The organism is Paraburkholderia fynbosensis, assembly GCF_902859935.1.
GTDB lineage: Bacteria > Pseudomonadota > Gammaproteobacteria > Burkholderiales > Burkholderiaceae > Paraburkholderia > Paraburkholderia fynbosensis.
On record NZ_CADIKI010000012.1, the window covers coordinates 1 to 25,236 of the forward strand.

The 25,236-nt window shown below is 60.2% G+C and carries 21 protein-coding genes, 1 tRNA gene and 1 pseudogene; 6 read left to right on the plus strand and 17 right to left on the minus strand.

The genetic code is table 11. The features are described 5' to 3' along the window. The 5 genes from HV770_RS20155 to HV770_RS20175 form a co-directional block, all read right to left on the minus strand. Positions 1–1,119: Ig-like domain-containing protein (locus tag HV770_RS20155; protein WP_175162408.1), on the minus strand; the 1,119-nt coding region annotated here is incomplete at its 3' end. Between the two features lie 603 nt (positions 1,120–1,722). After that, complete coding sequence (locus HV770_RS20160) at positions 1,723–3,000, minus strand: HlyD family type I secretion periplasmic adaptor subunit (RefSeq protein WP_175162410.1); 1,278 nt, start codon at positions 2,998–3,000, stop codon at positions 1,723–1,725. Further along, the gene (locus HV770_RS20165; protein WP_246291050.1) at positions 2,997–5,108 is read right to left on the minus strand and encodes a type I secretion system permease/ATPase; all 2,112 of its coding nucleotides are present in this window, start codon (positions 5,106–5,108) and stop codon (positions 2,997–2,999) included. The genes HV770_RS20160 and HV770_RS20165 overlap by 4 nt, the downstream gene beginning before the upstream one ends. Then, the gene (locus HV770_RS20170; protein ID WP_175162412.1) at positions 5,105–6,610 is read right to left on the minus strand and encodes a TolC family outer membrane protein; all 1,506 of its coding nucleotides are present in this window, start codon (positions 6,608–6,610) and stop codon (positions 5,105–5,107) included. The genes HV770_RS20165 and HV770_RS20170 overlap by 4 nt, the downstream gene beginning before the upstream one ends. A gap of 513 nt (positions 6,611–7,123) precedes the next feature. Further along, entirely contained in the window at positions 7,124–8,122 is a 999-nt protein-coding gene (locus HV770_RS20175; protein ID WP_175162414.1) for a S1 family peptidase, read from the minus strand. Positions 8,123–8,300: 178 nt separating this feature from the next. On the opposite strand from HV770_RS20175, the pseudogene HV770_RS38790 reads away from it, so the two are divergent. Beyond that, a pseudogene (locus HV770_RS38790) lies at positions 8,301–8,435 on the plus strand (IS110 family transposase); the annotation flags it as partial. 160 nt (positions 8,436–8,595) lie between these two features. Continuing rightward, entirely contained in the window at positions 8,596–9,006 is a 411-nt protein-coding gene (locus HV770_RS20180) for a DUF2000 domain-containing protein (RefSeq protein ID WP_175162416.1), read from the plus strand. Between the two features lie 22 nt (positions 9,007–9,028). Here HV770_RS20180 and HV770_RS20185 read toward each other — a convergent pair whose 3' ends face one another. The 3 genes from HV770_RS20185 to HV770_RS20195 all read right to left on the minus strand — a co-directional run bounded on the left by HV770_RS20185 (position 9,029) and on the right by HV770_RS20195 (position 12,223). Next, positions 9,029–9,553 (minus strand): Lrp/AsnC family transcriptional regulator, encoded by a 525-nt coding sequence (locus HV770_RS20185; RefSeq protein ID WP_175162417.1) that lies wholly within the window; start codon positions 9,551–9,553, stop codon positions 9,029–9,031. A gap of 6 nt (positions 9,554–9,559) precedes the next feature. Further along, positions 9,560–11,221 (minus strand): acyl-CoA synthetase, encoded by a 1,662-nt coding sequence (locus tag HV770_RS20190; protein ID WP_175162419.1) that lies wholly within the window; start codon positions 11,219–11,221, stop codon positions 9,560–9,562. A 63-nt stretch (positions 11,222–11,284) separates the two neighbouring features. Beyond that, complete coding sequence (locus HV770_RS20195; RefSeq protein WP_175162421.1) at positions 11,285–12,223, minus strand: SDR family oxidoreductase; 939 nt, start codon at positions 12,221–12,223, stop codon at positions 11,285–11,287. 181 nt (positions 12,224–12,404) lie between these two features. On the opposite strand from HV770_RS20195, the gene HV770_RS20200 reads away from it, so the two are divergent. Then, positions 12,405–13,109: a TetR/AcrR family transcriptional regulator gene (locus HV770_RS20200; RefSeq protein WP_175162423.1), complete on the plus strand. Its 705-nt coding sequence runs from the start codon at positions 12,405–12,407 to the stop codon at positions 13,107–13,109. Positions 13,110–13,244: 135 nt separating this feature from the next. On the opposite strand, the gene HV770_RS20205 is transcribed toward HV770_RS20200, so the two are convergent. Beyond that, positions 13,245–14,153, minus strand: coding sequence for a LysR family transcriptional regulator (locus HV770_RS20205; protein WP_175162425.1), 909 nt, complete (start codon positions 14,151–14,153; stop codon positions 13,245–13,247). Between the two features lie 142 nt (positions 14,154–14,295). On the opposite strand from HV770_RS20205, the gene HV770_RS20210 reads away from it, so the two are divergent. The 3 genes from HV770_RS20210 to HV770_RS20220 all read left to right on the plus strand — a co-directional run bounded on the left by HV770_RS20210 (position 14,296) and on the right by HV770_RS20220 (position 18,863). Continuing rightward, positions 14,296–16,422, plus strand: coding sequence for a 3-hydroxyacyl-CoA dehydrogenase NAD-binding domain-containing protein (locus HV770_RS20210; protein ID WP_175162427.1), 2,127 nt, complete (start codon positions 14,296–14,298; stop codon positions 16,420–16,422). Between the two features lie 80 nt (positions 16,423–16,502). Beyond that, positions 16,503–17,711, plus strand: coding sequence for an acyl-CoA dehydrogenase family protein (locus HV770_RS20215; RefSeq protein WP_175162429.1), 1,209 nt, complete (start codon positions 16,503–16,505; stop codon positions 17,709–17,711). A gap of 12 nt (positions 17,712–17,723) precedes the next feature. Beyond that, a complete protein-coding gene (locus HV770_RS20220; RefSeq protein WP_175162431.1) occupies positions 17,724–18,863 on the plus strand; it encodes an acyl-CoA dehydrogenase family protein in 1,140 nt (379 codons plus the stop codon). 110 nt (positions 18,864–18,973) lie between these two features. Here the strand turns inward: HV770_RS20220 and HV770_RS20225 are convergent. The 8 genes from HV770_RS20225 to infC all read right to left on the minus strand — a co-directional run bounded on the left by HV770_RS20225 (position 18,974) and on the right by infC (position 25,197). After that, positions 18,974–19,050 (minus strand) — tRNA-Pro (locus tag HV770_RS20225). Positions 19,051–19,113: 63 nt separating this feature from the next. Further along, positions 19,114–19,530, minus strand: coding sequence for a MerR family transcriptional regulator (locus HV770_RS20230; protein ID WP_175162433.1), 417 nt, complete (start codon positions 19,528–19,530; stop codon positions 19,114–19,116). A 45-nt stretch (positions 19,531–19,575) separates the two neighbouring features. Beyond that, positions 19,576–19,986: an integration host factor subunit alpha gene (locus HV770_RS20235; protein ID WP_075301562.1), complete on the minus strand. Its 411-nt coding sequence runs from the start codon at positions 19,984–19,986 to the stop codon at positions 19,576–19,578. Between the two features lie 69 nt (positions 19,987–20,055). Then, a complete protein-coding gene (gene pheT / locus HV770_RS20240; RefSeq protein WP_175162435.1) occupies positions 20,056–22,491 on the minus strand; it encodes a phenylalanine--tRNA ligase subunit beta in 2,436 nt (811 codons plus the stop codon). A 161-nt stretch (positions 22,492–22,652) separates the two neighbouring features. Continuing rightward, positions 22,653–23,666, minus strand: a complete 1,014-nt coding sequence (gene pheS / locus HV770_RS20245) for a phenylalanine--tRNA ligase subunit alpha (protein ID WP_175162437.1) — start codon at positions 23,664–23,666, stop codon at positions 22,653–22,655. Positions 23,667–23,824: 158 nt separating this feature from the next. Then, on the minus strand, positions 23,825–24,184 hold the full coding sequence (rplT, locus tag HV770_RS20250) for a 50S ribosomal protein L20 (RefSeq protein ID WP_006052502.1): 360 nt from the start codon (positions 24,182–24,184) through the stop codon (positions 23,825–23,827). A 29-nt stretch (positions 24,185–24,213) separates the two neighbouring features. After that, entirely contained in the window at positions 24,214–24,411 is a 198-nt protein-coding gene (gene rpmI / locus HV770_RS20255) for a 50S ribosomal protein L35 (RefSeq protein ID WP_006052501.1), read from the minus strand. 261 nt (positions 24,412–24,672) lie between these two features. Then, the gene (infC, locus tag HV770_RS20260; RefSeq protein ID WP_075643546.1) at positions 24,673–25,197 is read right to left on the minus strand and encodes a translation initiation factor IF-3; all 525 of its coding nucleotides are present in this window, start codon (positions 25,195–25,197) and stop codon (positions 24,673–24,675) included. Between the last annotated feature and the right edge of the window lie 39 nt (positions 25,198–25,236).

Genomic DNA, 25,236 nt, shown 5'->3' on the forward strand with positions numbered 1-25,236 from the left:
CGACACCGAATAGTTGCCCGAAGCGTCCGCCACGGTCGAGCCCGTGCTGCCGTCCGGATACGTCACCGTCACGGTCGAGCCCGGCTCGGCCGTGCCGCCAACCGTCAGGCCTCCGTCCTCGTTCGGCGTCACGTTCACCACCGGCGCCTGCGGCGCGGTCGTGTCCGTGTAGTTCACGTCCGTCGGATCACTCGCGTTGCCCGCCGGATCGGTGGCGACCACTTCCACCGTGCCGTTCGTCTGCGGCACGTCCGTCGACACACTGTAATTGCCCGAGCCATCGGCCACGGTCGTGACCGTGCTGCCGTCCGGATACGTCACCGTCACGGTCGAGCCCGGCTCGGCCGTGCCGCCCACCGTCAGGCCTCCGTCCTCGTTCGGCGTCACGTTGACTGCCGGCGCCTGCGGCGCGGTCGTGTCCGTGTAGTTCACATCCGTCGGATCACTCGCGTGGCCCGCCGGATCGGTCGCGATCGCCTCCACCGTGCCGCTCGACTGCGGCACGTCCGTCGACACCGAGTAGTTGCCCGAGGCATCCGCCACTGCATTCGACTTGCTGCCATCAGGCCAGGTGACCGTCACCGTATGACCGGGTATTGCATGACCCGTGGCCACAAGTGAACCGTCGTGCCCCTGGGTGAGCGACATCGTCGGCGAATCTACCTTGGTGCTTGACGGCTTGTCTGAATCACCACCACCACTGGCAGCGAGGCCAATCGCCCCACCTGCAATACCCAGACCACCCAGAATCATCGCCAGCGCGCCCAGACCCGAATCGTCGTGAAGCAACAGCGGCTCGACCGTGTCGATCGACGAGAATACGCCCTCAGGATGCGCTGCACCCAACGACGATTCGTCGAGCAGCCACAGACCATCGTCACTCTGCAGCACGAGGTCACTATGAACATTTCCAACGGTATTAAAAAACCCGTGAATCACGATCACTTCGCCAGACACGGTGTTGATGACCAGAGCATCCCCGCTGCGCGCAATTGACTTGATTTCGACGCGCCGCAATGGCAGTTCGACTACCGACGGAGAAACCAGCTTGACATCGGACGCAGTCAGATGCGTTTGCGCATGTGACTTTTTGTCAACAATGGTGATATTTTCAGACATGTCTACACCTTCCTAAAGGTAACAGGGCACCAACAACGCAGAACTTCCGGCTATCGGCATACAAGATTTCAGGCACTACCGGCGATTCTGCACGGACCACTGCCACACTTAAATCGCAATTCTTCTAAAAGTGCCTTCCCACACTCCGCCTCATCCGAGAATTCGCTCCGCTTGCCAATAAGACACGATGGAAGTCGATCGAACGATAAGAGTTCACGCCCTAATCGGTACTGCGCATAACGCGATAGAACTCATTGGGCGTGAACTGCGCTACCGCCCGACGATGCCGTTAGGCTGTAGCGATCGCGACCTGTCGGTCCGGCTCGACCGAACCGACCGACGTCGGCATGAATTACCTTCTCTTCCCGAGTCATAACGGACTCCTTACTATTTAAGATAGGACACCCACCGCTACGGCGACGTCCTCTTCATCGATCTCCGCCAGCACGATAAATCAACCACCGACGGGCAGATTCAGTCTGATTCACTGAAGAGAATCTCTGCTTCCGAACCCGACTGAATTCAGCTCAGTCGCATCGTGCGATATCACCACAAAATTTCAGAGATATTCTCGGCCAAAAGGCCAGACTCCCAGGCCAGAGCCTATCTCTCACGAAGGGCCTCGCGCGCCCGATTCAACGGCTTTATCAGGTACTCCAGCACCGTCTTGCTTCCGGTACGTATGTCTACAGTAGCCACCATGCCAGGCACGATTGGAAATATCTTTCCCTTCCGGTTCACCAGGTGGTCGGCGTCGGTCCGGATATAGACCCGGTAGTAATAGACATCGCGCTTTACCTCGTCCTGAATCGTATCCGGCGAAATGACGGTCACCTTCCCGCGCAAACCACCGTAGATTGAATAGTCGTACGCCGTTATCTTGACCATTGCTTCCTGGCCGGGATGAATGAATGCCACATCACGTGGAGAAATCCGCGCCTCGACAAGAAGCTTCTCATCCATTGGAACAATCGTCATGAGTTCACCCCCAGGAGCGACGACACCGCCATGAGTGGTCACCGCGATATTCTTGACCACTCCCCTGACAGGCGATTTGAACGTTAAATGCGTAAGACTATCCTCTCTGCCTCGAGTAACGGATCGCTGCGCATCGACCTCGGCGTTCGCCCTTGCCAATTCCTCACGGGCCTTAACGTAGTAGTCGTTGCGCGCATCGTTTTGCTTGCCTTCCAGATCCGCAATCTGACGCTTCAATCGAAGTACCTCTACATCACTAGCAGCCCCTTTAGCAACAAGAGGCAGAGTCATATCAAGCTCGCGCCTGATCAGATCTATCGACCGACTCAAATCCGACAGCGTTGAATTCAAAGCCTTTTGCCGCGATTGGAACAATGACGTTTCGCTGAGCACCAGATCCTTATCCAGCGCAACATCAGGCGGGAAAACGAGGGCCGTTCCGTTGACCTCGGCTGTGAGTCGCGCAGCGGTTGCCGCGGCTGCCCGTAGCTTCGACGCACTCTCTTCGACCGTCGCCTCGTAGCGCGTACGATCGAGTTGAGCAATGACTTGTCCCGCCTGTACGATATCTCCCTCTCTAACGTGCAACTCCACCAGTATCCCACCCTCCTGCGATTGGATAACCTGCTCCTTCGAGCTCGGAATAACCTTCCCGACACCACTCGAGACTTCATCCAACCTGAAAATCGCCGCCCAGCCGAGAAAGACAACGACCATCAGAGCAATGATCCACGTAATACGGCTTTCCCGCGGCGGAGCTGATGAAATCGGCGTTCTACTAAAAAACGTTTTCGAATCGCTCTTTACAGATCCTTCGAGCAATTTCTCTGGTCCGGCGACTCCCGCTCTTCGACCAGAACCCGCCTTTTCGGCAGCACCAAGATCAATGTCATCTAATTTCATCGAGATAGCGCTCCAATAACTTGCTCTTTGGAACCGTCCATCACTACGCGACCACCATCGAGCACAATGATTCTGTCGACCAGTTCCAAGACCGGCATCCGATGAGTTGCAATCACGAGAGTTCGAGATCCAAGCCAACTTTTCATCGATTGAATAACATGGCGCTCACTACCTTCGTCAAAGCTGGAGGTTGGCTCATCCAGCAAAACGATTTGCGAGTCGCACAACAGCGTCCGCGCAAGTAAAAGTGACTGACGCTGGCCACCAGAAAGACTCGCTCCACCTTCAAGAATAAGCTCGTCAAGTCCCTTGGGACGGGACTGAACAAACGGCAATACGCCCACCATCTGCATTGCAGCCGCGACCATCTCATCCGAGGCCATTGGCGCCCCAAGTTTCAAATTCTCACGTATGGTTCCGTAAAAGAGTTGCGCTCGTTGGCCAAGCAATGCCATATCACGACGCACGTCCGCAGGATCAATCAGCCTGAGTTGCGTACCATCCAGAATAACGTCCCCTTCCTGTGGTGAACGAAGGCCAGCGAGAACTTGAAGGAGAGTCGACTTGCCGGCACCCATTCGCCCCAGCAAGGCAATCTTCTCTCCTGCGCGAATTTCCAGGCGCGGCACCGTGAGGGTCGGAGCACGATCATCTTTTCCATACTTGAAACTCACTCGCTCGAGGGTGTAGTTACCAGCAATGGAAGGGCGATGAACAAGGCGCTCATGCGTCGCTTGATCCACCGGCCGTTCCATCAGTTCATCCAGCCCCTTACGCGCCACCTTTGCCTGCTGCCAACGCGCGAACACACCAGAAAGTTGAGCAAGAGGAGAGATCATTCGCGACGACAACAGAGAGGCCCCAACGAGCGTGCCCGTCGTCATATCGCCTTTCATAACCATGAAACTGCCGATCAGCAGCATGACGGCATAGACAATACTCTGAACCTCCTGAGTCCATGTCATTAGCAAATTGACGATGGATCTCTGCTTCATACTCACCGAAGCGGAGACCGCGTTCACTTCATTCCATTGACTTTGGAATTTTTCCTCCGCGCGGAGCAGCTTTATATCTTCAATTCCCTGGACCGTCTCCACCAACATTGCATTTCGCAATGCAGATTCACGCGTCCCCTCATTGGAGAGTCTGGCTAACGGACGCTGAACGAGCAGACCGGGTATAACCAGCAGTGGAACTGCAGCCAGCGTGACAAACACCAACTGTCCCGCCACTAACCACATCACCACCAGGAACAGGAAAAAGAAAGGAAGATCGGCTGCTGCGCCGACAGTCGTAGAGGTCATCAACTCGCGCACCTGCTCCAGTTCACGTAGTTGGGCAATGAAGGAACCCGTGGAACGTGGCCGAGCCTCGTTACGGATACGCAAGGCGTGCCCGAACACAACATCCGTGATCTTCAGATCCGCTCGCTTACCCGTCGAGTCCGAGATGCGCGCGCGCGCCAGGCGCAAGACAAACTCAAATGCGATAGCCAACAAAACGCCACTGAAAAGCACCCATAGAGTTGCTTCCGATTGAGCCGGAATCACACGGTCGTACACCTGCGTCGAAAATAAGACACCGGCGAGCGCAAGGAGATTGGCAACTAGCGACGCGACCATGACGTCAACATACCGCGGCCACTCCTTGAGAGCGATTCCCCAAAACCAGCTCTTCTGGTACGGTTTCACATAATCATCAACGCGAATATCCGGCGCCGACTGCAAAGGTCGCAGAATGGCAACGCGCCGCACCTTTTCATTCAATGCGTCGATATGCAAAATTGTGCGAACGCCTCCTTCGCCACTGACAGTCGACGTCACTCGCCCACTACCGTCGATTGACGTCATAACGCATACCATGCCGTCGGTTAGCTCAACCACGGCGGGAAGATTCCACGCATCCAGTTTGGCTCGCTCCGTTGGTAAGAACCTGAGCGAGAGGCCGACTCGTCTAGCCATTCCAAAGAGTAGATTTTCTTCTGCGGCTCCCTCCTGCCACACCAAGCCTATCCGAACAGTCTCTTCGGAAACACCAAGTCGATAGTGACTTGCCACAACCAGCATGGCGTCGAGCCATCGCTGCTGTAATAGACGAGTATCCATCATCGATTCCCCTCCAGACCTGGTGCAGCATCCACGCCGATACCATAGAATTCGTTTCCAGCGCCCGTCGCAGCTACGTAATCAACCACGCCAATCCAGTAATCGTGCTGAACCTGTGTTTCATCCGAGACGGCCTGAAAAAACTCTTCCTCGGTACTGAGCAAGTCGAGAATGGACCGCGAACCAAGCTTGTATTGCTCCTGGTAGAGATCGCGCGCGCTTTCCAGACTTGCCTTTCTCGCAGTAAGATCAGTTACCCGACTCTTGGCTCCAAGCGCTTGTTCTCGAGAATCGAGTGCCGCGTCCATACTGTCTAACTGAGCTCGCTCTATCCGTGAACGCGCGGCATCGAGCGCATAATTGGCCGCGTTAACCTGCGCGTTTAGCGCACCGCCCTGGAAAGCATTCCATGTCAGCGTAACCATTAGGGTGTGGTTCGAACCGTTACGTGTGAAGGTGGTCGGATTTATACCCGTCAGGTTTTTATTTAGCGTGTAGTCAAGGGAAACCGTCGGCAATCGATCTGCGCGTGCCGCGTCAAGCTGCTTCTGGGAGATTTCTGCCTCCGCCTGGGCAACCATGACGTCGGGCATCAAATTCGTATCCGGATCGGCACTCAATGACTTTCCGGACGCCTGTTCCATCGAGAGGGGAGCGACCTGTCCCGAAAGCTCGCTACCAGTTAGCGTACGCAAATGCTGTCGGGCACGCTGGCTTTGTGCGCGCATTTCTCCCAAGCTGGCTCGCGCACCATGAAGCCGCGCACCAGCCTGGATTGGATCCGAACGTGTGCTAACGCCGGCACTCGCACGTAACTCTGCCATCTCGTACACTCGCTCCATTGCGCTAACCTGATCCTCCGCGATGCGGACAAGCGCTTGATAACGACTTACGTTGACATATGCTTCGGCCGTCTGTCTTTCAACCGATTGAATCTCCCTCAAGACTTCCGCCCGTTGGCGCTTCACAGTTGCACTAGCTTGACCAACCGCGCTCTTGACCTTATTGAAGTCATAGATCATCTGGGTAATCTCAACCGATGTGGTGCTTGCCCTACCCGTGGGAGAGTTGTTCCCGCCACCCAAACCCGTCGTTACCTTGGGGAAGTAACCCGCACGCGCTACATCGATGCCGACGCCTGCCTGCGAGAGCTGGGAGATCGCGTCGGCAATAGATGGATAATGATTTAGCGCTAGTCGAACCGATTGATTAAGCCCTAGTGCTGCCCCGTCTGCCGACTGCCCTGTCGAACCGGACTGAGTATCAACGCCTGTCAATTCAGGTCCTGATGCATCTGGCTGCAGCTTGTTGCTTTGAATATCCGGAATAGACGAAGATGCTGGACTCGATGCCCCGCTGGAAGAATTCGGCTCGGCTTGCGCTGCATAAGTGCCTGCTGCTGCAGATATCAATGTCAAGCACAACACCGCGGAGCACAGCAAAGTACCGAAATGCCCACCGGTCATATCGGAATGCCGCTCTGTGCACGGGTTGCAGTTGTTCATTCACATCACCTCGTTCAATTTTTCCGCCATACCTGCTTTTTTCTTTTTTTTCGGATGCGCAAAAAATCAACGCTCTAACCACTTCCACGCCCGCTCAAACATGAGGAGACAAACGAACGGCGGCTGCCTATTACTTTTTCCATTTTCAATGACCTACAGCATCCGACGTACGTAGATTTTCCGGTATCCAGTCGCCTGTCACATTTTTTTTCGAATGCTTCGAGGCGGCAGCGATACCTGGCGGGTGTAATCGTAGACCGAATTAAATGTCTCACAGCTACGCCGATAAAGATGTCAACTTTAGAAAACTTGGATTGCCGCGCTGCTAAAAGCCATGGGAGACGAGGATTCACAGCTGTCCAATTGGACCGTGGCGGCACTCGCTGAGCCGCTCCGGTCTTGTGGAGTTGTAATCGTCAAGTTGTGTCGGACGGGCTGATGGGTCTCTCAATTACCCCAGCGTATACCACTGTAGAAACCGTCTATGTCCAGATTTACGAACAACCGCTCCTTCTACATTCGCGCGTAGCATTCCACACGCACGGTAAATTCTTTTGCGGTTTTGTAGGCGATTTGTGCTGAGGCTGGGCCGCCTTTCAAGTCGGCAGAGGCACTGACGCCATTACGCGATAGAAATTGGCGTGCAACATCCGGCTTGATCGCGTAATACTGCTGATTGATTGGTTCGCCTGCACTTAACGTCAAGTCGTTGACTCCCGCAACGTTCCCGGATGGATCTAGTAGCGGGCCGCCGCTATTGCCAGGGCTGAACACCGCTGAGTGTTGCAAAAGAAATCTCTTTCCATCGAGTCCGGACATGGATGCAATCACGCCTTGCTGAATAATCAGCGGCGCTCGTTGCCCAACTCCTGATGAATATCCCAAGGAATAGACTGTCTCGCCAACTTCTGATTCCGGTGCGAACGATGCGGAAAAACCGCGCCAACTATTCACCTTCAATACCGCAAGATCAACTTTGGTATCGGACGCAACATAGGCCGCGTCGAATGCTCGCTCACCGTTCCACACGGCAAATCGATTGCATCCAGCTACGACATGACGGGTTGTCAGAAGCGCACCTCCGTCCGATACAAAAAATCCGCTTCCGATACCAACCAGCTTTTCCTTCGGCGTATTTGACTGACTCGCCATGAATTGAGCCGCATCGTGGCCCGCATAAGAGACCACTCGCTCACCGAGAGAAGTTGAGCCGTTCCCGATACTCGTACCGCTTGGAGAGTCAATTGAATTGAAGCGAACTTCGACATTTCTACCGTCTCCACACGTCGCACGGGCATAGCCTGATTCAGGCGAGCTATACATCCATTGCCCGCGACAGATCACACCGGTCGAGGTTTTGAGCGTCAACATTCCGCTGCTTGCGTCGTCCGAGGTCCCAGAGAAGAAGATCTTCGGCTCGGCGATATAGCCAACAACCGGCACTGTCGCAGCAACTGCAGAACTGGACCACAGCGCTATGGACGATACGAGCACCACCAACCAACGACTCATCTTGCCCCTCCACAAGAATTCGCACGATGCGGCAGAACAACCCATAAGTATCATGGGGACAAGGCTTCGATTGTCGATAATTGTCAACTTTCAATGCTCTCACGACGGTTCCGATTTGATGGACGACTCCCGCTTCTGAGGCTAGAAGCTCGCAAAGCCGGAACGCACCGGTGAACCGATCGCCCCGCAGATCGCGCGGCGTTACGTAAAGAGCGATAAGACCGATGCGGCTGACGCCGAAGCAGTCTGCGAGGCGATACGGTGCCCGAACGTGCGCTTTGTACCGCTCAAGACTCGGACTCAACAGACAATGCAGCTTGCCGAACCCTATCAGGCAAAACCCGACATCGGTGCTGCGCTAACGCGAGTTCGTCGAAGCCCATTCGTTTTTGCCGCGCGCTCATTCCCGCACCGGGCGATTTTCCATAAGATTCGACTGTGGAGTCTCTCTTGAACATGGAGCGTAGTGCGTAATGGAATTCGATACGAAAGTCGCGATCATCGTGCTGGACGATCTCGCCGTGTGGCAAAAACTCAATGTGACCGCGTTTCTCGCCACCGGCATCGCGGGCGCCGCGCCCGAGGCGCTCGGCGAGCCATACGAGGACGCGGCTGGCCGCCGACATGCGCGGCTGCTCGGCCAGCCGATGATGGTCTATCAGGCGGACAACGCGGGTTTGCTGCGCGCGTTTCGTCAGGGCATCGAACGCGAGTTGACGCGCGCCGTGTATGTCCGCGCGATGTTCTCCACCGGACATGACGAAGCGAACCGCGAGGCGTTTCGCGCCGAGCCCGCCGACGCGCCTGATCTCGTCGGAATCGCGGTGCGAGGGCCGAAGAAAGCGGTCGACAAGGCGGTCAAGGGTCTTGCGCTGCATGCGTGAGCGGCATGCTTCAGTCACCGCGCTACAGGTTCGAGCTCGGCCCGCGCTCCAGATACGTGGTCAGCGCAATGTAGCTGCGCGTGCCGGTGAAGCCTTCTATCGCGTGAATGCGCGCGAGCAGTTGTTCGAGCGATTGAGTGTCGCGCGTACGTACTTTCAGCAGCATCGCGCTCTCGCCCGTCACCGTATGAATCTCCTCGACGTCCGATAGCTCTTGCAGCGCAAGCAGTTGCCGCGTGACGGCCCAGCTCGTTGTATCCACGTGCACGAACGCGAGCAACGGGCGGTTCAGTTTCGCGGCGTCGAGTGCGGCGACAGTGGCCTTGATCACGCCTTCGCGCTTCAGACGCCGGGCGCGTTCGTGAACCGCGGGCGCAGACAAAAACAGCAGCTTGCCGAGTTCCGCGTAAGTGCGCGTGGCGTCTTCGGCGAGCAGCGCGAGCAGCTTGCGGTCGGTATCGTCCAGTGCGGCGGCGGACGGTTCTTGGGCGGACGTTCTTGATGTTCTGGCGGTTCGAGTGGAGGGTCCGCGTGCGTTCGTGGTCATCGGGTTTCAGGTTTTTGCAGTAGGGTCGCCCGCTTGCGGCGCGAGTCCTGCACGCAGCGCCTTGCGGATGACCTTGCCGGTTGCCGTCAACGGCAGACTGTCGACGAAGCGGATTTCGCGTGGATATTCATGCGCGGCGAGGCGCGTCTTGACGTGCTGCTGAATCTCGCGCACGAGCGCTGCATCGCCGACGAAACCCGGCTTCAGCACCACGAACGCCATCACGATTTCGGTGCGCTCGCGATCCGGTGCGCCGATCACGGCCGCCATCGACACCGCAGGATGACGCAGCAGCGAATCTTCGATCGACGCCGGGCCGATCCGGTAACCGGCGCTCGTAATCACGTCGTCGCCACGGCCCACGAAACGGATGAAGCCATCCGCGTCGCGCGTGCCGAGGTCGCCGGTCAGCAGAAACCTGCCGCGGAATTTCTCGTGCGTCGCCGCTTCGTTGCGCCAGTACCCGAGGAACATCACCGGATCGGGCGCGGCCACCGCGATATCGCCGATCGCGCCCGGCGGCAGTTCGTCGCCGTTCGCATCGACGATCGCGACATGATGCCCCGGCACCGCGCGGCCGATCGCGCCGAAGCGCGGCTCGAACAGCGCCGCGCACGACGACACCACGACGTTGCATTCGGTCTGTCCATAGAACTCGTTGATCGTCACGCCGAGCGCCGCGCGGCCCCAGCCGATCAACTCCTCGCCGAGCGATTCGCCGCCGCTCGCCACCGAGCGCAATGCGAGATGCCAGCGTTCCGGATGCGCGACGCCGCGCATCATCTTCAGCGCGGTCGGCGGCAGGAACGTATGCGAGACCGCGTGGCGCGCCATCAGATCGAATGCGGCCTCGCCGTCGAATTTCGCAAAGCGGCGCGCGAGCACCGCGACGCCGTGATGCCACGACGGCAGCAGCACGTCGAACAGGCCGCCGATCCATGCCCAGTCCGCCGGCGTCCACATTAGCGTGGCGTGCGCGGGAAAGCCCTGCTGCGACATCTCGACGCCGGGCAGATGACCCAGCAACACGCGATGCCCATGCAACGCGCCCTTAGGTTTGCCGGTCGTACCCGACGTGTAGATGATGACCGCGGGATCGTCTGCGCCGGTGTCGACCGGCGTGAAGTCTGCGGATGCATGCGTTAGCGCCTGCCAGAACGCACGCACGGGCGCGGACGGGTCGGCGCGATCCTGTTCGATATCGACGCTGAAGACGTTGCGCAACTCGGGCAATGCGGCGCGAATCTCGTCGACTTTCTGCACGCCCGCGTGATCGGTGATCAGCGCCACCGCGCCGCTGTCGCCGAGACGATGTTCGATCGCGTCGACGCCGAAGAGCGCGAATAGCGGCACGGCCACCATGCCCGCCTTGTACGCGGCGAGATGCGCGATGGCGGTCTCGATCGATTGCGACAGGAAGATGCCGACGCGGTCGCCGCGTTGCGCGCCGCTTGCCTGCAATGTGTTCGCGAAGCGGTCGGACAAGGTCTTCAATTCGTCGAACGTGTAGCGCGTGGCGTGGCCGTCGGCGTCTTCGACGATCAGCGCAAGACGGCCCGAGCCGTCGGCCCATTTGTCGCAGACGTCGACGCCGATGTTGTAGCGCGGCGCAATACGCCACGCGAAATTCGCCGTCAGCGAATCGTAGGTCTGGCCTTCGAGGTTCATCGTGTCTCCTTCGTGTCGCCTTCGTGTCGCTTCGACTGGCGGACGGTTTGCGTGGCGTGCCGCCTATGCGTGTGGCTCGACCTGGTCCTGCAAACCCGTCGGCGGCTCATAGCGCGGAAAACCGTTGTATTCGATCGTACGCTCCGCTTGCGCTAACGGCCAGGAATGACGCGCGTTCGGCACGCCGCCGTCGACGCGAATCACCGTACCGTTGATGAACGCCGACGCTTCCGAGAGCAGAAACACGGCTGCGCTGGCGAGTTCGGACTCGGTGCCGAAGCGTTGCAGCGGCACCTTGTGTTTCAGCGTGCGCAACAGCGCCTGGTAATCCTCATGGTAGCTGTCCATCCCGGCCGAGGCGATCCAGCCTGGCGCAACGGCATTGACTCGCACGCCCGCGTGGCCCCACTCGCAGGCGGCGGTTTCCGTGAAATTCCATACACCCGCGCGAGCCGCGCCCGAGTGGCCCATGCCAGGCATGCCGCCCCAGATGTCGGCGAGCATGTTCACGATCGCGCCGCCGTGATGCTGCATCCATTGCGTATAGCACTCGCGCGACATCAGAAAGGTGCCGTGCAAATTGTTGCGCACGACCGCGTCCCAGCCATTCAACGAAATCTTTTCCAGCGGAGCCGGAAATTGACCGCCGGCGCAATTGAACAGACCGTCGATGTGGCCCAACTCCGCGATGATCGAGGCGATCGTTTCGCGGACCTGCGGTTCGTGGCGGATGTCGCACGGGTAGATGCTGTGGCCACCGGCGACGGCTGGATGGTCCGCCGCCAACTCGGCCAGCACGGCTTTCAGTTTGTCTTCGCTGCGGCCGATCAGCGCCAGCCTCGCTCCCAACGACGCGAGTTCGTGCGCCGTGCAACGACCCAGCCCACTGCCGGCACCGGTGACGACGATCACCTGGCCGGCGAACAGGCCTTCCCGAAACACCGAACGGTAGCCGTTCAATGAAGAAGGCAGCGATGAGGTCCGCTGCGAAGCTGTAGGCATGCGAGCTGTCTCCGTAACTTGCTGCTGCTTTTTTGAAGTGTTTGAGTTTAGCTCAAGTTACGACGAAGAGCAGTTGAGTGCATAAATTTCAGAGGAATTTCTGCGCGCCTTTCCACAAAATTTATATTGAGCTAGACTCAACTAACCTGCCAATGCTACTCCCGACCACCTCATTGCCGCAATGAACACGTCCTCCCTCTCCCGTCGCGTGCCCGTGCAGGCACGCTCCGAGCAGCGCCTCAAGACGATTCTCGAAGCAGCCCGGCTCGTGTTTTCCGAAGTCGGCTATGCCGGCGCCACCATGACGGAAATCGCGCGGCGCGTGGGGGTGTCCGAGGCGACGATCTTCACTTACTTCGCAAGCAAGCGCGATCTGTGCGTTCGCGTACTCGGCAACTGGTACGACGAGATCATCGCCCAGGTGGAAAATGAATTGCCCTTGATTGCCGGCACGCGCAGCAAGTTCGCGTACCTCGTGCGTACGCATCTCTATCGCCTGACCGTCGACGGAACCGGACTGTGCGCGCTGATTCTTTCCGAAGGGCGCGAGAAAGACGACAAGTTCGGCGACGTGATCGTCGAGTTGCAGCGCCGTTATACCGCGCCGATGATGAGCGTGCTCGCCGAAGGCGTGGCGAATGGCGACATCCGCGCCGACATGTCGCTCGGGCTCCTGCGCTCCGCCATCTACGGTCCGATGGAGCACGTGCTGTGGGATGCCGTGCGCAAGGAGAGAGCCGTCGATATCGAAGCGACCGCTGCTTCGCTGGCCGAGTTGCTGTGGCAGGGACTCGTGCCGCCGGATGCGCGGCGCGGCGCGCTACAGCAACTACGCAGTGATATCGTCGGAGCGGTCAGGCGATTCGAGGCGGCAGTGTCGAAGTAGCGCTACACGGGGCCGCCCGCGTGACGCGCAACAGCGCAGCCCAACGGCGCGTCCTTCGAATGCGCGGTTGGCCCGCGCAGCGCAAGACTTCACCGCCCTCCCTGCCCCTTCTACGCCGCGACTACACACGGGCGATCACGCAACCACGCCCCGCCCCGTCCCACGCGCGTGCTGCAAAACAAATTCGATAAAAGTCGCGGCAGCGCGCGTGTGATGCCGGTTCGGCATATAGAGCATGTACATGTGCGTGCCGAAGATGCTCAGGCGCCATTCGTCGAGCGCGGTCACGACGTCGCCGCGTTTCAGATCGTCCTGCACCACGTAGTCGGGCACGAGTCCCACGCCCAGACCCGCGAGCACCGCCTGACGCAGGAACAGAAAGTTTTCGGAAATGATAGCCGGCTCCAGCAGCACCTCGTGCCGCTCGTCGCGCAGATAAGCGGCGACGCGCAATTGTCTGCCGACCACGGCCGCCGTGATGAGCGGCGCAGTGCGCAGATCGTCCAGTTTCGCGGGCATGCCGTGCGTTTGCGCAAATACCGGCGACGCGCACGCGACATAGCTCACCGGCCCCATGTCGCGCGCGACCAGATTTTGCGGCGGCTCCGACATGACCCGCACCGCGATATCGACTTCGTCGCGCATGAGGTCCTCGACGCGGTTCTCGAACATCACGTCCAGCACGATGCCCGGATAAAGCCGCTTGAACGCGATCAGCCAGTCGGACATCACGAGCTGACCGTAGCCGCTCGGCACGCTAAGCCGCACGCGCCCCTGCAGGCTCTGCCCGAGCGTTGCGACCGACTCGCGCGCGGCGAGCAGCGCGTTCTGGATCGTGCGGCCATGTTCGTATAGCTGTAGCCCGATTTCGGTCGGCTCGACCCGGCGCGTGGTGCGTCTGACCAGTTGCAGCCCGATCGAGCGCTCCAGTTGATTCAGGTGATAACTCACGTTCGCGCGGCTCATTTTGAGCCGGCGCGCGGCTTCGCTCAGGTTGCCCGCATCGAGAATCTCCACGAGCAAGGTCAGGGAGTTGACGTCCATGGCGGCGCCCTTGTCAAAATAGTTTTGACAGTCTGTCAACCCGGCATGTGATTGTCAATGAACCTTGATCACTCCACAATCGGGACAATTCGCCAGAGCCGGCACGCCTCGAATGCCTGCATAACCGTCAGGAGACGACATCATGACCCTCGACCCTTCGGCCGACGCCGCCCTTGTCACGCGCGAATTGCGCGGCAAGGTGCTGCTCGTCACCATCGACCACGCGCCGGTCAACGCGCTGTCTGCCGACGTGCGGCGCGGCCTGCTCGCCGCGATCGAAGCCGCCGACGCCGACAAGTCCATTGAAGCCGTGTTGATTGTCGGCGCGGGGCGCAACTTTATCGCCGGTGCGGATATTCGCGAGTTCGGCAAACCGCCAGTGCCGCCGTCGCTGCCGGATGTGTGCAACCGCATCGAAGCGTGCACGAAGCCGGTCGTCGCCGCGATTCACGGCGCGGCGCTCGGCGGCGGCCTCGAAGTGGCGCTCGCCGCGCACTACCGGATCGCGGTGGACGGCGCGAAACTCGGCCTGCCCGAAGTGCAGCTCGGTCTGCTGCCGGGCGCGGGCGGCACGCAGCGCACACCGCGCCTGATCGGCGCAGCCGCCGCGCTCGATCTGATCCTCAGCGGCCGGCATACCGGCGCGAAGGAAGCGCACGCAATGGGACTTGTCGACCGGGTCGGCCGCAGCAGCGACATCCTCGCCGAAGGGCTCGCGTACACGCACGAACTGCTGGCCGCACACGCGCCGGTGCGCCGCACGCGCGACGCCGCCGCACTCGCCGATCGCGACGCGAGCCTCGCCGCCGTTGCCACGGCGCGCGCGGAAACCGCGAAGAAGTCGCGCGGCCTGTTCTCGCCGCTGAAGATCGTCGAGGCCGTCGAGGCCGCGATCGAACAGCCTTTCGACGGCGGACTGCGGCTCGAACGCAAACTGTTCCTGCAATGTATCGACAGCCCGCAGCGCGCCGGCCTGATTCACGCGTTCTTTGCCGAGCGCGAAGTGCTGAAGGCGCCCGAGACGCGTGACGCGAAACCGCGCGCGCTCGATGCGATCGGCGTGGTCGGCGGCGGCACGATGGGCGCGGGCATCGCGGTCGCGGTGCTCGACGCCGGTCTACCGGTCACGATGATCGAACGCGACGACGCGTCGCTCGCACGCGGTCGTGCGCACATCGAAAAAGTCTACGACGGCCTGATCGCCAAGGGCCGTCTGAGCGCGGAGAAGAAGGCGCAGATCATGACGCGCTGGAGCGGCAGCACGTCATATGACGCGCTCGCCCGCGCCGACCTCGTCATCGAAGCCGTGTTCGAGGATCTCGCGGTGAAACAGGCCGTGTTTGCCGAACTCGATCGCGTGTGCAAAGCGGGCGCGGTGCTCGCGACCAACACGTCGTATCTCGACATCGACGCGCTGGCCGCCAGCATCTCGCGTCCCGCGGACGTCATCGGCCTGCACTTCTTTTCGCCCGCCAACATCATGAAGCTGCTGGAAGTGGTGGTGCCGAAGCAGGTCCGCGCCGACGTGGTCGCCACGGCGTTCGAGCTTGCGAAGAAGCTGCGCAAGACGCCGGTGCGCGCGGGCGTGTGCGACGGCTTCATCGGCAACCGCGTGCTAGCCGTGTATCGCAGCGCCGCCGACGCGATGATGGAAGACGGCGCGTCGCCGTATCAGATCGACGCTGCGGTGCGCGCGTTCGGCTTTCCGATGGGCCCGTTCCAGGTGGTCGACCTCGCGGGCGGCGACATCGGCTGGGCCACGCGCAAGCGGCGCGCGGCCACCCGCAACCCCGCCGCGCGCTACGTGCAGATCGCCGACCGCCTGTGCGAGCGCGGCTGGTTCGGTCAGAAAACCGGGCGTGGCTTTTATCTGTACCCCGAAGGATCGCGCAGCGGCACGCCCGATCCGGAAGTCGAAGCAATCATCGACGCTGAACGCGTGCGCGCCGGCATCACACCGCGCACCTTCACCGACGAGGAAATCGTGCGCCGCTACATGGCCGCGATGATCAACGAAGGCGCCAACGTCGTGCACGAACACATCGCGCTGCGCCCTTTGGATGTCGACGTGACCTTCCTGTACGGCTACGGATTTCCGCGCTATCGCGGTGGTCCGATGAAATACGCGGACATGATCGGCCTGCCGAAGATTCTTGCCGACATCCGCGAGTTCGCTAACGAAGACCCGCTGTTCTGGCGAGCATCGCCGCTTCTGATCGACCTCGTGGAACGCGGCGCCGATTTCGCGAGCCTGAATCAGTCGGCCTGAGCCGACCTGTCATCCGACGCAGGCGGGCCGGTGCCATACTCGTCGCACCGGCCCGCTCGCTCTCTACGGAACAACCCGCCATGGACCTGAACTTCACCCCGGAAGAAGAAGCCTTCCGCGCCGACGTGCTGGCCTTCCTGCGCGACCGTCTTCCGCAACGCCTCGCCGACAAGGTGCACGGCGGGCGCCGCCTCACGCGCGACGACATGGCCGAATGGCACGCGATCCTGCATGCGCAAGGCTGGCTGGCCAATCACTGGCCGAAGGAGTACGGCGGCCCCGGCTGGAACGCAGTGCAGAAGTTCATCTTCGAAAACGAATGCGCGCTGGCCGGCGCGCCGCGCGTCGTGCCGTTCGGCGTCAACATGCTCGGACCGGTGCTGATCAGATACGGCAGCGAAACGCAGAAGCAATACTGGCTGCCGCGCATTCTCGATGGCTCCGACTGGTGGTGCCAGGGCTACTCGGAGCCGGGCGCGGGCTCGGATCTCGCGTCGGTGAAGACCACGGCGGTACGCGGCTCGGATGCGCAAGGCGAGCACTACATCGTCAATGGCCAGAAGACGTGGACCACGCTCGGCCACTACGCGAACATGATCTTCTGCCTCGTGCGCACCGCAATCGACGTGCGCAAACAGGAAGGCATCAGCTTCCTGCTGATCGACATGAACACCCCGGGCGTCGAAGTGCGCCCGATCATCACGCTCGACGGCGAGCACGAAGTCAACGAAGTGTTTTTCACCGACGTGCGCGTGCCGGCTGCAAATCTCGTCGGTGAAGAGAACAAGGGCTGGACTTACGCGAAGTATCTGCTCACCTATGAGCGCACGAATATCGCGGGCGTCGGCTTCTCGGTGGCCGCGTTCAAGCGGCTGCGCACGATCGCCGCGAAGCAGCTGCGCAACGGCAAGCCGCTGGCGCAAGATCCCGCGTTCGCAGCGCGCATGGCGCGCGTCGAGATCGATCTGGAGAACATGAAGACTACCAACCTGCGCGTGATCGCGGCGGTGGCGGGCGGCGGTGTGCCCGGCGCCGAGAGTTCGATGCTCAAAATTAGAGGCACCGAGATCCGTCAGGAAATCTCGTCGCTCACACGTCGCGCGATGGGCGCGTACGCGCAGCCGTTCGTCGAGGAAGCGCTGCACGATGGGTTCGACGGCGTGTCGGTCGGCCCCGACGAAGCCGCGAGTGCCGCTTCGCTTTACTTCAACAATCGCAAGCTGTCGATCTTCGGCGGTTCGAATGAAATCCAGAAGAACATCATTTCCAAAATGATCCTGGGACTGTAAGAGGCGCACGTCATGAACTTCCAGCACACCGAAGACCGCCGCATGCTGGCGGATACGTTGAACCGCTTCGTCAGCGAACAATACGGCTTCGAGACGCGCGACCGGATCGCGTGCTCGGCGCAAGGTTTCAGCACGGAACTGTGGGGCCGCTTTGCGGAACTCGGCATGATCGGCGCGCTGTTCGATGAAGCGAACGGCGGTTACGGCGGCGGCGGCTTCGACATCGCCGTCGTGTTCGAGAGCCTCGGCCGGGGCCTCGTGGTCGAGCCGTTTCTCGATACGCTGATCGTCGGCCGGGCCGTCGCGAAGAGCGGCAACGATGCGCAGAAAGCCTTGCTCGGCGAGTTGATCGACGGCTCGCGGATCGTCGCGCTGGCGCACGGCGAACCGGATTCTCACTACGAGTTGGCTCGTGTGACGACGCGCGCGCAGCGCGGCGGCAATGGCCACGGCGCCTGGCAATTGAGCGGCGCGAAAGCCGTCGTGCAGCATGGCGAGCACGCTTCCGCATTTCTCGTGTCAGCACGCACGAGCGCTGCCGACGAGGCGGAAGACGGCATCACGCTCTTTCTCGTGCCTCGCGACGCGGCGGGCGTCAGCGTGCGCGGCTATCGCAAGATCGACGGCGGGCGCGCGGCCGAAGTCACGTTCGACAACGTCACGCTCGGCGACGACGCGGTCCTCGGCGTAGCAGGTGAAGGCTTCGCGACGCTCGAATACGCGATCGGCTGCGGCGTGCTCGCGTTGTGCTCGGAAGCGGTCGGCGCGATGGATGTCGCGAAGGACCACACGCTCGACTACCTGCGCACTCGCAAGCAGTTCGGCGTGCCGATCGGCAGCTTCCAGGCGTTGCAGCATCGGATGGCCGATCTGTTGCTCGAAATTGAACAGGCTCGCTCGGCGGTGATCAATGCTGCTGCCGCGCTTGAGGGCGAGCGCTGGGTGCGGGAGCGTGCGCTATCGGCAGCGAAGTACAGCATCGGCAGGATCGGCGCGCTAGTCGCCGAGGAATGCATCCAGCTTCATGGCGGCATCGGTATGACGTGGGAACTGCCGCTCGCTCACTATGCGAAGCGCCTTGTGATGATCGATCATCAGCTTGGGGATGAGGATCATCATCTTGAACGGTTCGTGGCGCTGGGGGCGGGGTGAGGGTCGTGTTCGTGTCAGGGATGCGTGAGGGGCCGCGGCATGCGCGGCTTTTTCTAACGACGCATACGAAAAAGGCCTCACAAGCAGTGCTTGTGAGGCCTTGATTTCTTTGGTCGGGGCGAGAGGATTTGAACCTCCGACCACCTGCACCCCATGCAGGTACGCTACCAGGCTGCGCTACGCCCCGAACAGCACAAAATTATAACAGACACTTCATTCGATTAGAACCGCTTCGTACGAACAAAGTGAGCTAGTGCTTCAACAAATCGATTACGTGCAGCAATTCCTTGCGCAACTGTTCGACGTCCACTGCAGCTGTCGCAACCGCGGACGCCTGCGCGGCGACTGCGCCCTCGTCTTCCCCGACCGATGCAGCCGGCTCACCATGCCCGTGACCGCCATGCGTATCGAGCCGATTGCGCGCGCCGTTGATCGTGAAGCCCTGCTCGTACAACAACTCCCGAATCCGTCGGATCAACAGCACCTCATGATGCTGATAGTAGCGACGATTGCCGCGCCGCTTGACCGGCCTCAACTGCGTGAACTCCTGCTCCCAGTAACGCAACACATGCGGTTTCACGCCGCATAGTTCGCTGACCTCACCGATCGTGAAGTAGCGCTTCGCCGGAATCGGAGGCAAGACGACTTTTTCGATCGTCGCTGTCATCGTCAGTTAGCCGTCGTAGTGGTTGCGCAGGAGCGCGCGAGTCAATCAGCGCGCGAAGCTCGCTTCAGCGCCGTTTTCAACCAGCGCTTTCAGCTTTTGACTTGCATGAAACGTCACAACGCGACGCGCGGCGATCGGAATCGCCTCGCCGGTCTTCGGGTTTCTGCCGGGACGCTGGGGCTTGTCACGCAACTGAAAGTTGCCGAACCCCGACAGCTTCACGCTGTCGCCACTCTCCAGCGCATCGCGAATCACCTCGAAGAACGCTTCGACCATGTCCTTCGCTTCCCGCTTGTTGAGCCCGACATTGTCGAACAGCAACTCGGCAAGCTCTGCTTTGGTGAGCGTCGGCGTTTCAGTCGAAACGACGGCGGGTGATGTCGGAATATCGCGAATCATGGCGCTGCGTTGCGCCGTAAGAAGGGCTTCGAAATCACTCGAGTTCATTTCATTCATATCTATCAAATGGCGCGTCAAGCAAAAAACAAAGGATGCGGAAACAGCCGTGCAATTGTTAAATGCGGGTTATCCGCGCAACCGTGCGCCATATACTCGAGCCAGACGTTCCACCAGAGTTTGAATGGCCAGATCGACCGTTTCATCCTGAAGGGTTCCGCCAGTATCTTGCAAGGTCACACGGAACGCAAGGCTTTTCTCGTGAGCGGCCAGACCACCGGAAGTGTTTGATTTTGGACGAAATTCATCGAAAAGCGCAACCTTCTGAACGCTCTTGCAAGCGGATTCGGACTGGGCTTCCTGAAGCTCGTCGAGCAGCGCCTGGACCTCGATTTTCTGATCGACGACCACCGCGATATCGCGACGCACCGGCGGGAATTTGGATACTTCCGCGGGAGTCGGCAATACACGCTGCATTAATGCTTCGGCTTCGATTTCAAACAGAATCGGCGCATGCGGCAAATCGTATTTCTGCATCCAGCGCGGATGCAATTCGCCGATCCAGCCCACTGCGCGGCCATTTACTTCGACACGCGCGCTGCGTCCCGGATGCAAAGCCGGATGCTCCGCTTTCACGAAACGCGCCATCGCCGGCGCCACCAGCGCTTCAAGATCGCCCTTCATGTCGAAGTAGTCGACCGTGCGCATCGGCGCGCCCCACTGCTCGTCGAGCGCGGGACCGTACGCGAGCGCGCCGATCATCTTCGGTTGCGCGAAACCTTCGACCGTCAACTCGCCGGCCTTGATCGACGGATCGTGCAGGAACACGCGCCCGGCTTCGAACACGCGCACGCGATCCGCCGCTCGGCGATTCAGGTTTGTGCGCAGCACGTTGATGAGGCTGCCGAACAGCGTCGTGCGCATCACCGACAACTGGCTAGCGATCGGATTGAGCAGACGAACCGGCTTGTCGTTGCCAGCGAAGTCCTGCTCCCACTCGGCGTCGACGAAACTGAAGTTCACCGTCTCAGCGTAATCGCGCGCAGCGAGCGCGTGACGGATCACGTGGATCGAGCGTTGTGTTTCGTTGGTCGCGAGCATTTCGCTGGTCGCCACCGGGGGCCGTGCCGGAATCTTTTCGAAGCCGTAAATGCGCGCGACTTCTTCGATCAGGTCTTCTTCGATTTCGATATCGAAGCGGTACGACGGCGGCATTACCGCGAAGGTATCGCCATCGCGCTCGAACGAGAGGCCGAGGCGCGTGAAGATCTGCGCGATTTCTTCCGCACCTATCTGCACGCCGATGATGCGGTTCGCACGAGACACACGCATTTTCACAGGTTCGCGCTTCGGCACGTTGACGATCTGATCGTCGACCGGACCGGCCTCACCGCCGCAGATGTCGAGGATCAGTTGCGTGATGCGCTCGATATGATCGACGGTCGTCGCATAGTCGACGCCGCGCTCGAAACGATGGCCCGCATCGGTCGAGAAGTTGTATTTGCGTGAGCGGCCGCGAATGCTATCGGGCCACCAGAACGCGGCTTCGAGATAGATGTTGGCAGTGTCGAGCGTGACAGCCGTGCTGTCGCCGCCCATGATGCCCGCGAGACTTTCGATATGCTGCTCGTCGGCGATCACACCGACGGTTTCATCGAGTTCGACGGTGTTGCCGTTCAGCAGTTTGAGCGTTTCGCCCTTGCGGCCCCAACGCACGTCCAGCCCGCCGTGGATCTTGTCGAGATCGAACACGTGCGACGGACGGCCCAGTTCGAGCATCACATAGTTCGAGATGTCGACGAGCGCGGAGATGCTGCGCTGGCCCGACCGCTCGAGGCGCTCGACCAGCCAGTGCGGCGACCTCGCGCGCGCGTTCACGCCGCGAATCACGCGACCGGAGAAACGGCCGCACAGATCGGGCGCGGAGATTTTGACCGGCAACGTTTCGTTGAGCTTGACGTCGGCCGGCCTGATGTCCAACGGGCGCAACGGCGCGCCGGTGATTGCCGACGTCTCGCGCGCCACGCCGAACACCGACAGGCAGTCCGCCTTGTTCGGCGTCAGCTTGATTTCGAACACGGTGTCATCGAGGTTCAGCGTTTCGCGGATGTCCTGCCCGATCGGCGTCGCTTCCGGCAGGATCATCAGGCCGCTATGATCTTCCGAAAGCTTCAGCTCACGTGCGGAGCACAGCATGCCTTCGCTTTGCACGCCGCGCAGCTTCGAGAGCTTGATCGCGAAGGGCGCGCCGCCCTCTTCAGCCGGCGGCAGTTGCGCGCCCACCAGCGCGACCGGCACCTTGATACCCGGCGCCACGTTCGGCGCACCGCACACGATGTTCAGCGTCGCGCCGGTGCCGGCGTCGACCTGACACACGTTGAGCTTGTCCGCGTCCGGGTGTTTGACGACTTCCAGCACCTGGCCGACGACGATCTTCGAGGTCGGCGGTGCGGCCGGCCGCAGGTCTTCGACTTCGAGACCGGCCATCGTCAACGCGTGCGACAGTTCGTCGGTCGTCAGTTGCGGATCGACAAAGGTTCTCAGCCAGGATTCCGGGAATTGCATGGTTCTGTGTACGTTCTGATCAGGTTAGGTCCGCGTCCGGCAGTGGCTGCGCGTGACTCGGGGTTCGTATCCGGTTCACTCGCAACGCCCTGCCGGGGACGCTGGCGGCATCACGACGTGCGATACCGCGCTCTATGCTTGTCGCGTTCGTACGCGCCGGTTCAGGCGAATTGACGCAGGAAACGCAGGTCGTTATCGAAGAACAGACGCAGGTCTTGCACGCCGTAACGCAACATCGTGAGCCGCTCGAGGCCGCTGCCGAAAGCAAAGCCGATGTAGCGCTCCGGGTCGAGGCCCATATTGCGGATCACCGTGGGGTGAACCTGGCCCGAGCCCGAAATTTCGAGCCACTTGCCGGCGTTCTTGCCCGTTTCGAACAGCATGTCGATTTCGGCCGATGGTTCGGTGAACGGAAAATACGACGGGCGGAAGCGCACGAGAATGTCGTCGCGCTCGAAAAATTTCTTCAGGAAGTCGGTGTAGACGCCCTTCAGGTCCGCGAAGCTAATGTTCTCGTCGATCCACAGGCCTTCGACCTGGTTGAACATCGGCGAATGCGTCGCGTCACTGTCCACGCGATAGGTACGGCCCGGCACGATGACCTTGATTGGCGGCGTGTTGGTGCGCGCGTAGCGCACCTGCATCGGGCTCGTGTGCGTGCGCAACAGCAACTGGCGGCCGTCGGCATCTTTGCCGTCGACGTAGAAGGTGTCCTGCATCGAACGCGCCGGATGGTTTTCCGGGCTGTTCAGCGAGGTGAAGTTGTACCAGTCGGTTTCGATCTCGGGGCCGTCGGCCACCTCGAATCCGATCGTGCGGAAAATCTGTTCGACGCGCTCCCATGTGCGCATCACCGGGTGCAGGCTGCCTGCGCCGGTGCCGCGGCCGGGCAGCGTGACGTCGATGGCTTCAGCGGCGAGGCGCTGATTCAGCAGCGCGTCGGCCAGCGCCTGACGGCGGGCCGTCAACGCGGCTTCCACTTGTTGCTTGACGAGGTTGATCCGTGCGCCTTCGGTCTTGCGCGTTTCGGGATCGAGTTTGCCAAGGCCCTTCAGCAGCTCGGTCAGCGCACCCGATTTGCCGAGAAAGCGCGCTTTCTCGTTCTCGAGGGTGGTGACGTCGGAGGCTTCTGCGAAGGCTTTTTGCGCGTCGGCGACAATCTGGTCCAGATCCATTGATCCCATCATTTCAACGTCAGTGTTCAATCGAAGCAAAACTGGTTCTACCAACAAAAACGGGGCTCGGTGAGGAGCCCCGTTTTTGCTGCAGCGTCACCGAGACTACCGGATATTCGCTGCAACGAACCACGCAGTGTTAATTGCCAGAAGCGCAATCAGGCTGCAACGGCGGCTTTCACCTGCTGAACGATCGCAGCAAAAGCAGCCTTGTCGAACACAGCCATGTCGGCCAGCACCTTGCGGTCGAGTTCGATCGAAGCCTTCTTCAGGCCGTTGATGAACACGCTGTACGTCATGTCGTGCTGACGCACCGCCGCGTTGATACGCGTGATCCACAATGCACGGAACACACGCTTCTTGTTGCGGCGATCGCGGTAGGCGTACTGGCCTGCGCGCATGACCGCCTGCTTGGCGATGCGATAGACGTTATTGCGACGGCCGCGGTAACCCTTGGCCAGCTTGATGATCTTCTTGTGACGGGCCCGTGCGGTAACCCCACGTTTTACTCGAGGCATGTCTTGCTCCTATGAGTGTCGGTTAAGGGTTAAGCGAACGGCAGCATTGCGCGCACGGAGTTCAGATCGGAATCATGAACTGCCGTCGAACCGCGCAAATGGCGTTTGTTCTTGGTGGTCTTCTTGGTAAGAATGTGGCGCTTGAAGGCCTGACCGCGCTTGACGGTACCGCCCGGACGCACCACGAAGCGCTTTGCAGCGCTCTTCTTGGTCTTCATCTTCGGCATGACAACTCCATTATTAGATGGATATGGGTGTGCGGTCGGCCAATTGACCATAACCCGCCCTTCGAAACCCATTCCACTTGGTATGCAGACCGCCAACTCCGCCGGCGGCCGCTTTTCAGGAATCGGCGCACACTTGCATGCACGCCGTTCCGAAACCTGCCGACACCGCGCCGGACACCCGGCGCAACATCGCTTCAAATCCCATTTCAAACTTTTAGCCACTAGAGCCCGCACCACTTGGCGCGCCGCCGCTCCAGCTGCTTACTTCTTTTTCTTCGGAGCAAGCACCATGATCATCTGGCGCCCTTCCATTTTCGGCATTTGCTCGACCTGACCGACTTCGTCGAGGTCCGTGCGCAGGCGTTCGAGCATGCGCATACCGATTTCCTGGTGAGCCATTTCGCGGCCACGGAAACGCAACGTGATTTTCGTCTTGTCGCCGTCATCGAGGAAGCGGATGAGGTTGCGCAGCTTGACGTTGTAGTCGCCGTCGTCGGTACCCGGGCGGAATTTGACTTCCTTCACCTGGACGACTTTCTGCTTGAGCTTGGCCTCGTGTTGTTTCTTCGCTTCCGAGTACTTGAACTTGCCGTAGTCCATCAAGCGACAAACCGGCGGGACCGCTTGCGGAGCGATTTCGACCAGATCGACGTCTTGCTGTTCCGACATGCGGAACGCATCAGCGAGCTTCACGATGCCGAGCGGTTCGTTCTCGACGCCGACCAGACGCACCTCAGGTGCCGTAATTTCACCGTTGATGCGGTGCGCAGACTTATCAGTAGCGATGTTACGTTTCCTCTAAAAATTAAAAAAACGAGCCGGGCT

What these genes read in the sequence shown, in the direction of transcription:
- HV770_RS20210 (WP_175162427.1), top strand. Translation starts at nt 14,296, where the DNA reads ATGACCCTCGACCCTTCGGCCGACGCCGCCCTTGTCACGCGCGAATTG.
- HV770_RS20170 (WP_175162412.1), bottom strand. Translation starts at nt 6,610, where the DNA reads ATGAACAACTGCAACCCGTGCACAGAGCGGCATTCCGATATGACCGGT.
- HV770_RS20220 (WP_175162431.1), top strand. Translation starts at nt 17,724, where the DNA reads ATGAACTTCCAGCACACCGAAGACCGCCGCATGCTGGCGGATACGTTG.
- HV770_RS20175 (WP_175162414.1), bottom strand. Translation starts at nt 8,122, where the DNA reads ATGAGTCGTTGGTTGGTGGTGCTCGTATCGTCCATAGCGCTGTGGTCC.
- HV770_RS20205 (WP_175162425.1), bottom strand. Translation starts at nt 14,153, where the DNA reads ATGGACGTCAACTCCCTGACCTTGCTCGTGGAGATTCTCGATGCGGGC.
- rplT (WP_006052502.1), bottom strand. Translation starts at nt 24,184, where the DNA reads ATGCCTCGAGTAAAACGTGGGGTTACCGCACGGGCCCGTCACAAGAAG.
- pheS (WP_175162437.1), bottom strand. Translation starts at nt 23,666, where the DNA reads ATGGATCTGGACCAGATTGTCGCCGACGCGCAAAAAGCCTTCGCAGAA.
- HV770_RS20200 (WP_175162423.1), top strand. Translation starts at nt 12,405, where the DNA reads ATGAACACGTCCTCCCTCTCCCGTCGCGTGCCCGTGCAGGCACGCTCC.
- pheT (WP_175162435.1), bottom strand. Translation starts at nt 22,491, where the DNA reads ATGCAATTCCCGGAATCCTGGCTGAGAACCTTTGTCGATCCGCAACTG.
- HV770_RS20215 (WP_175162429.1), top strand. Translation starts at nt 16,503, where the DNA reads ATGGACCTGAACTTCACCCCGGAAGAAGAAGCCTTCCGCGCCGACGTG.
- HV770_RS20190 (WP_175162419.1), bottom strand. Translation starts at nt 11,221, where the DNA reads ATGAACCTCGAAGGCCAGACCTACGATTCGCTGACGGCGAATTTCGCG.
- HV770_RS20180 (WP_175162416.1), top strand. Translation starts at nt 8,596, where the DNA reads ATGGAATTCGATACGAAAGTCGCGATCATCGTGCTGGACGATCTCGCC.
- HV770_RS20230 (WP_175162433.1), bottom strand. Translation starts at nt 19,530, where the DNA reads ATGACAGCGACGATCGAAAAAGTCGTCTTGCCTCCGATTCCGGCGAAG.
- HV770_RS20185 (WP_175162417.1), bottom strand. Translation starts at nt 9,553, where the DNA reads ATGACCACGAACGCACGCGGACCCTCCACTCGAACCGCCAGAACATCA.
- HV770_RS20165 (WP_246291050.1), bottom strand. Translation starts at nt 5,108, where the DNA reads ATGATGGATACTCGTCTATTACAGCAGCGATGGCTCGACGCCATGCTG.
- rpmI (WP_006052501.1), bottom strand. Translation starts at nt 24,411, where the DNA reads ATGCCGAAGATGAAGACCAAGAAGAGCGCTGCAAAGCGCTTCGTGGTG.
- HV770_RS20235 (WP_075301562.1), bottom strand. Translation starts at nt 19,986, where the DNA reads ATGAATGAAATGAACTCGAGTGATTTCGAAGCCCTTCTTACGGCGCAA.
- HV770_RS20195 (WP_175162421.1), bottom strand. Translation starts at nt 12,223, where the DNA reads ATGCCTACAGCTTCGCAGCGGACCTCATCGCTGCCTTCTTCATTGAAC.
- HV770_RS20160 (WP_175162410.1), bottom strand. Translation starts at nt 3,000, where the DNA reads ATGAAATTAGATGACATTGATCTTGGTGCTGCCGAAAAGGCGGGTTCT.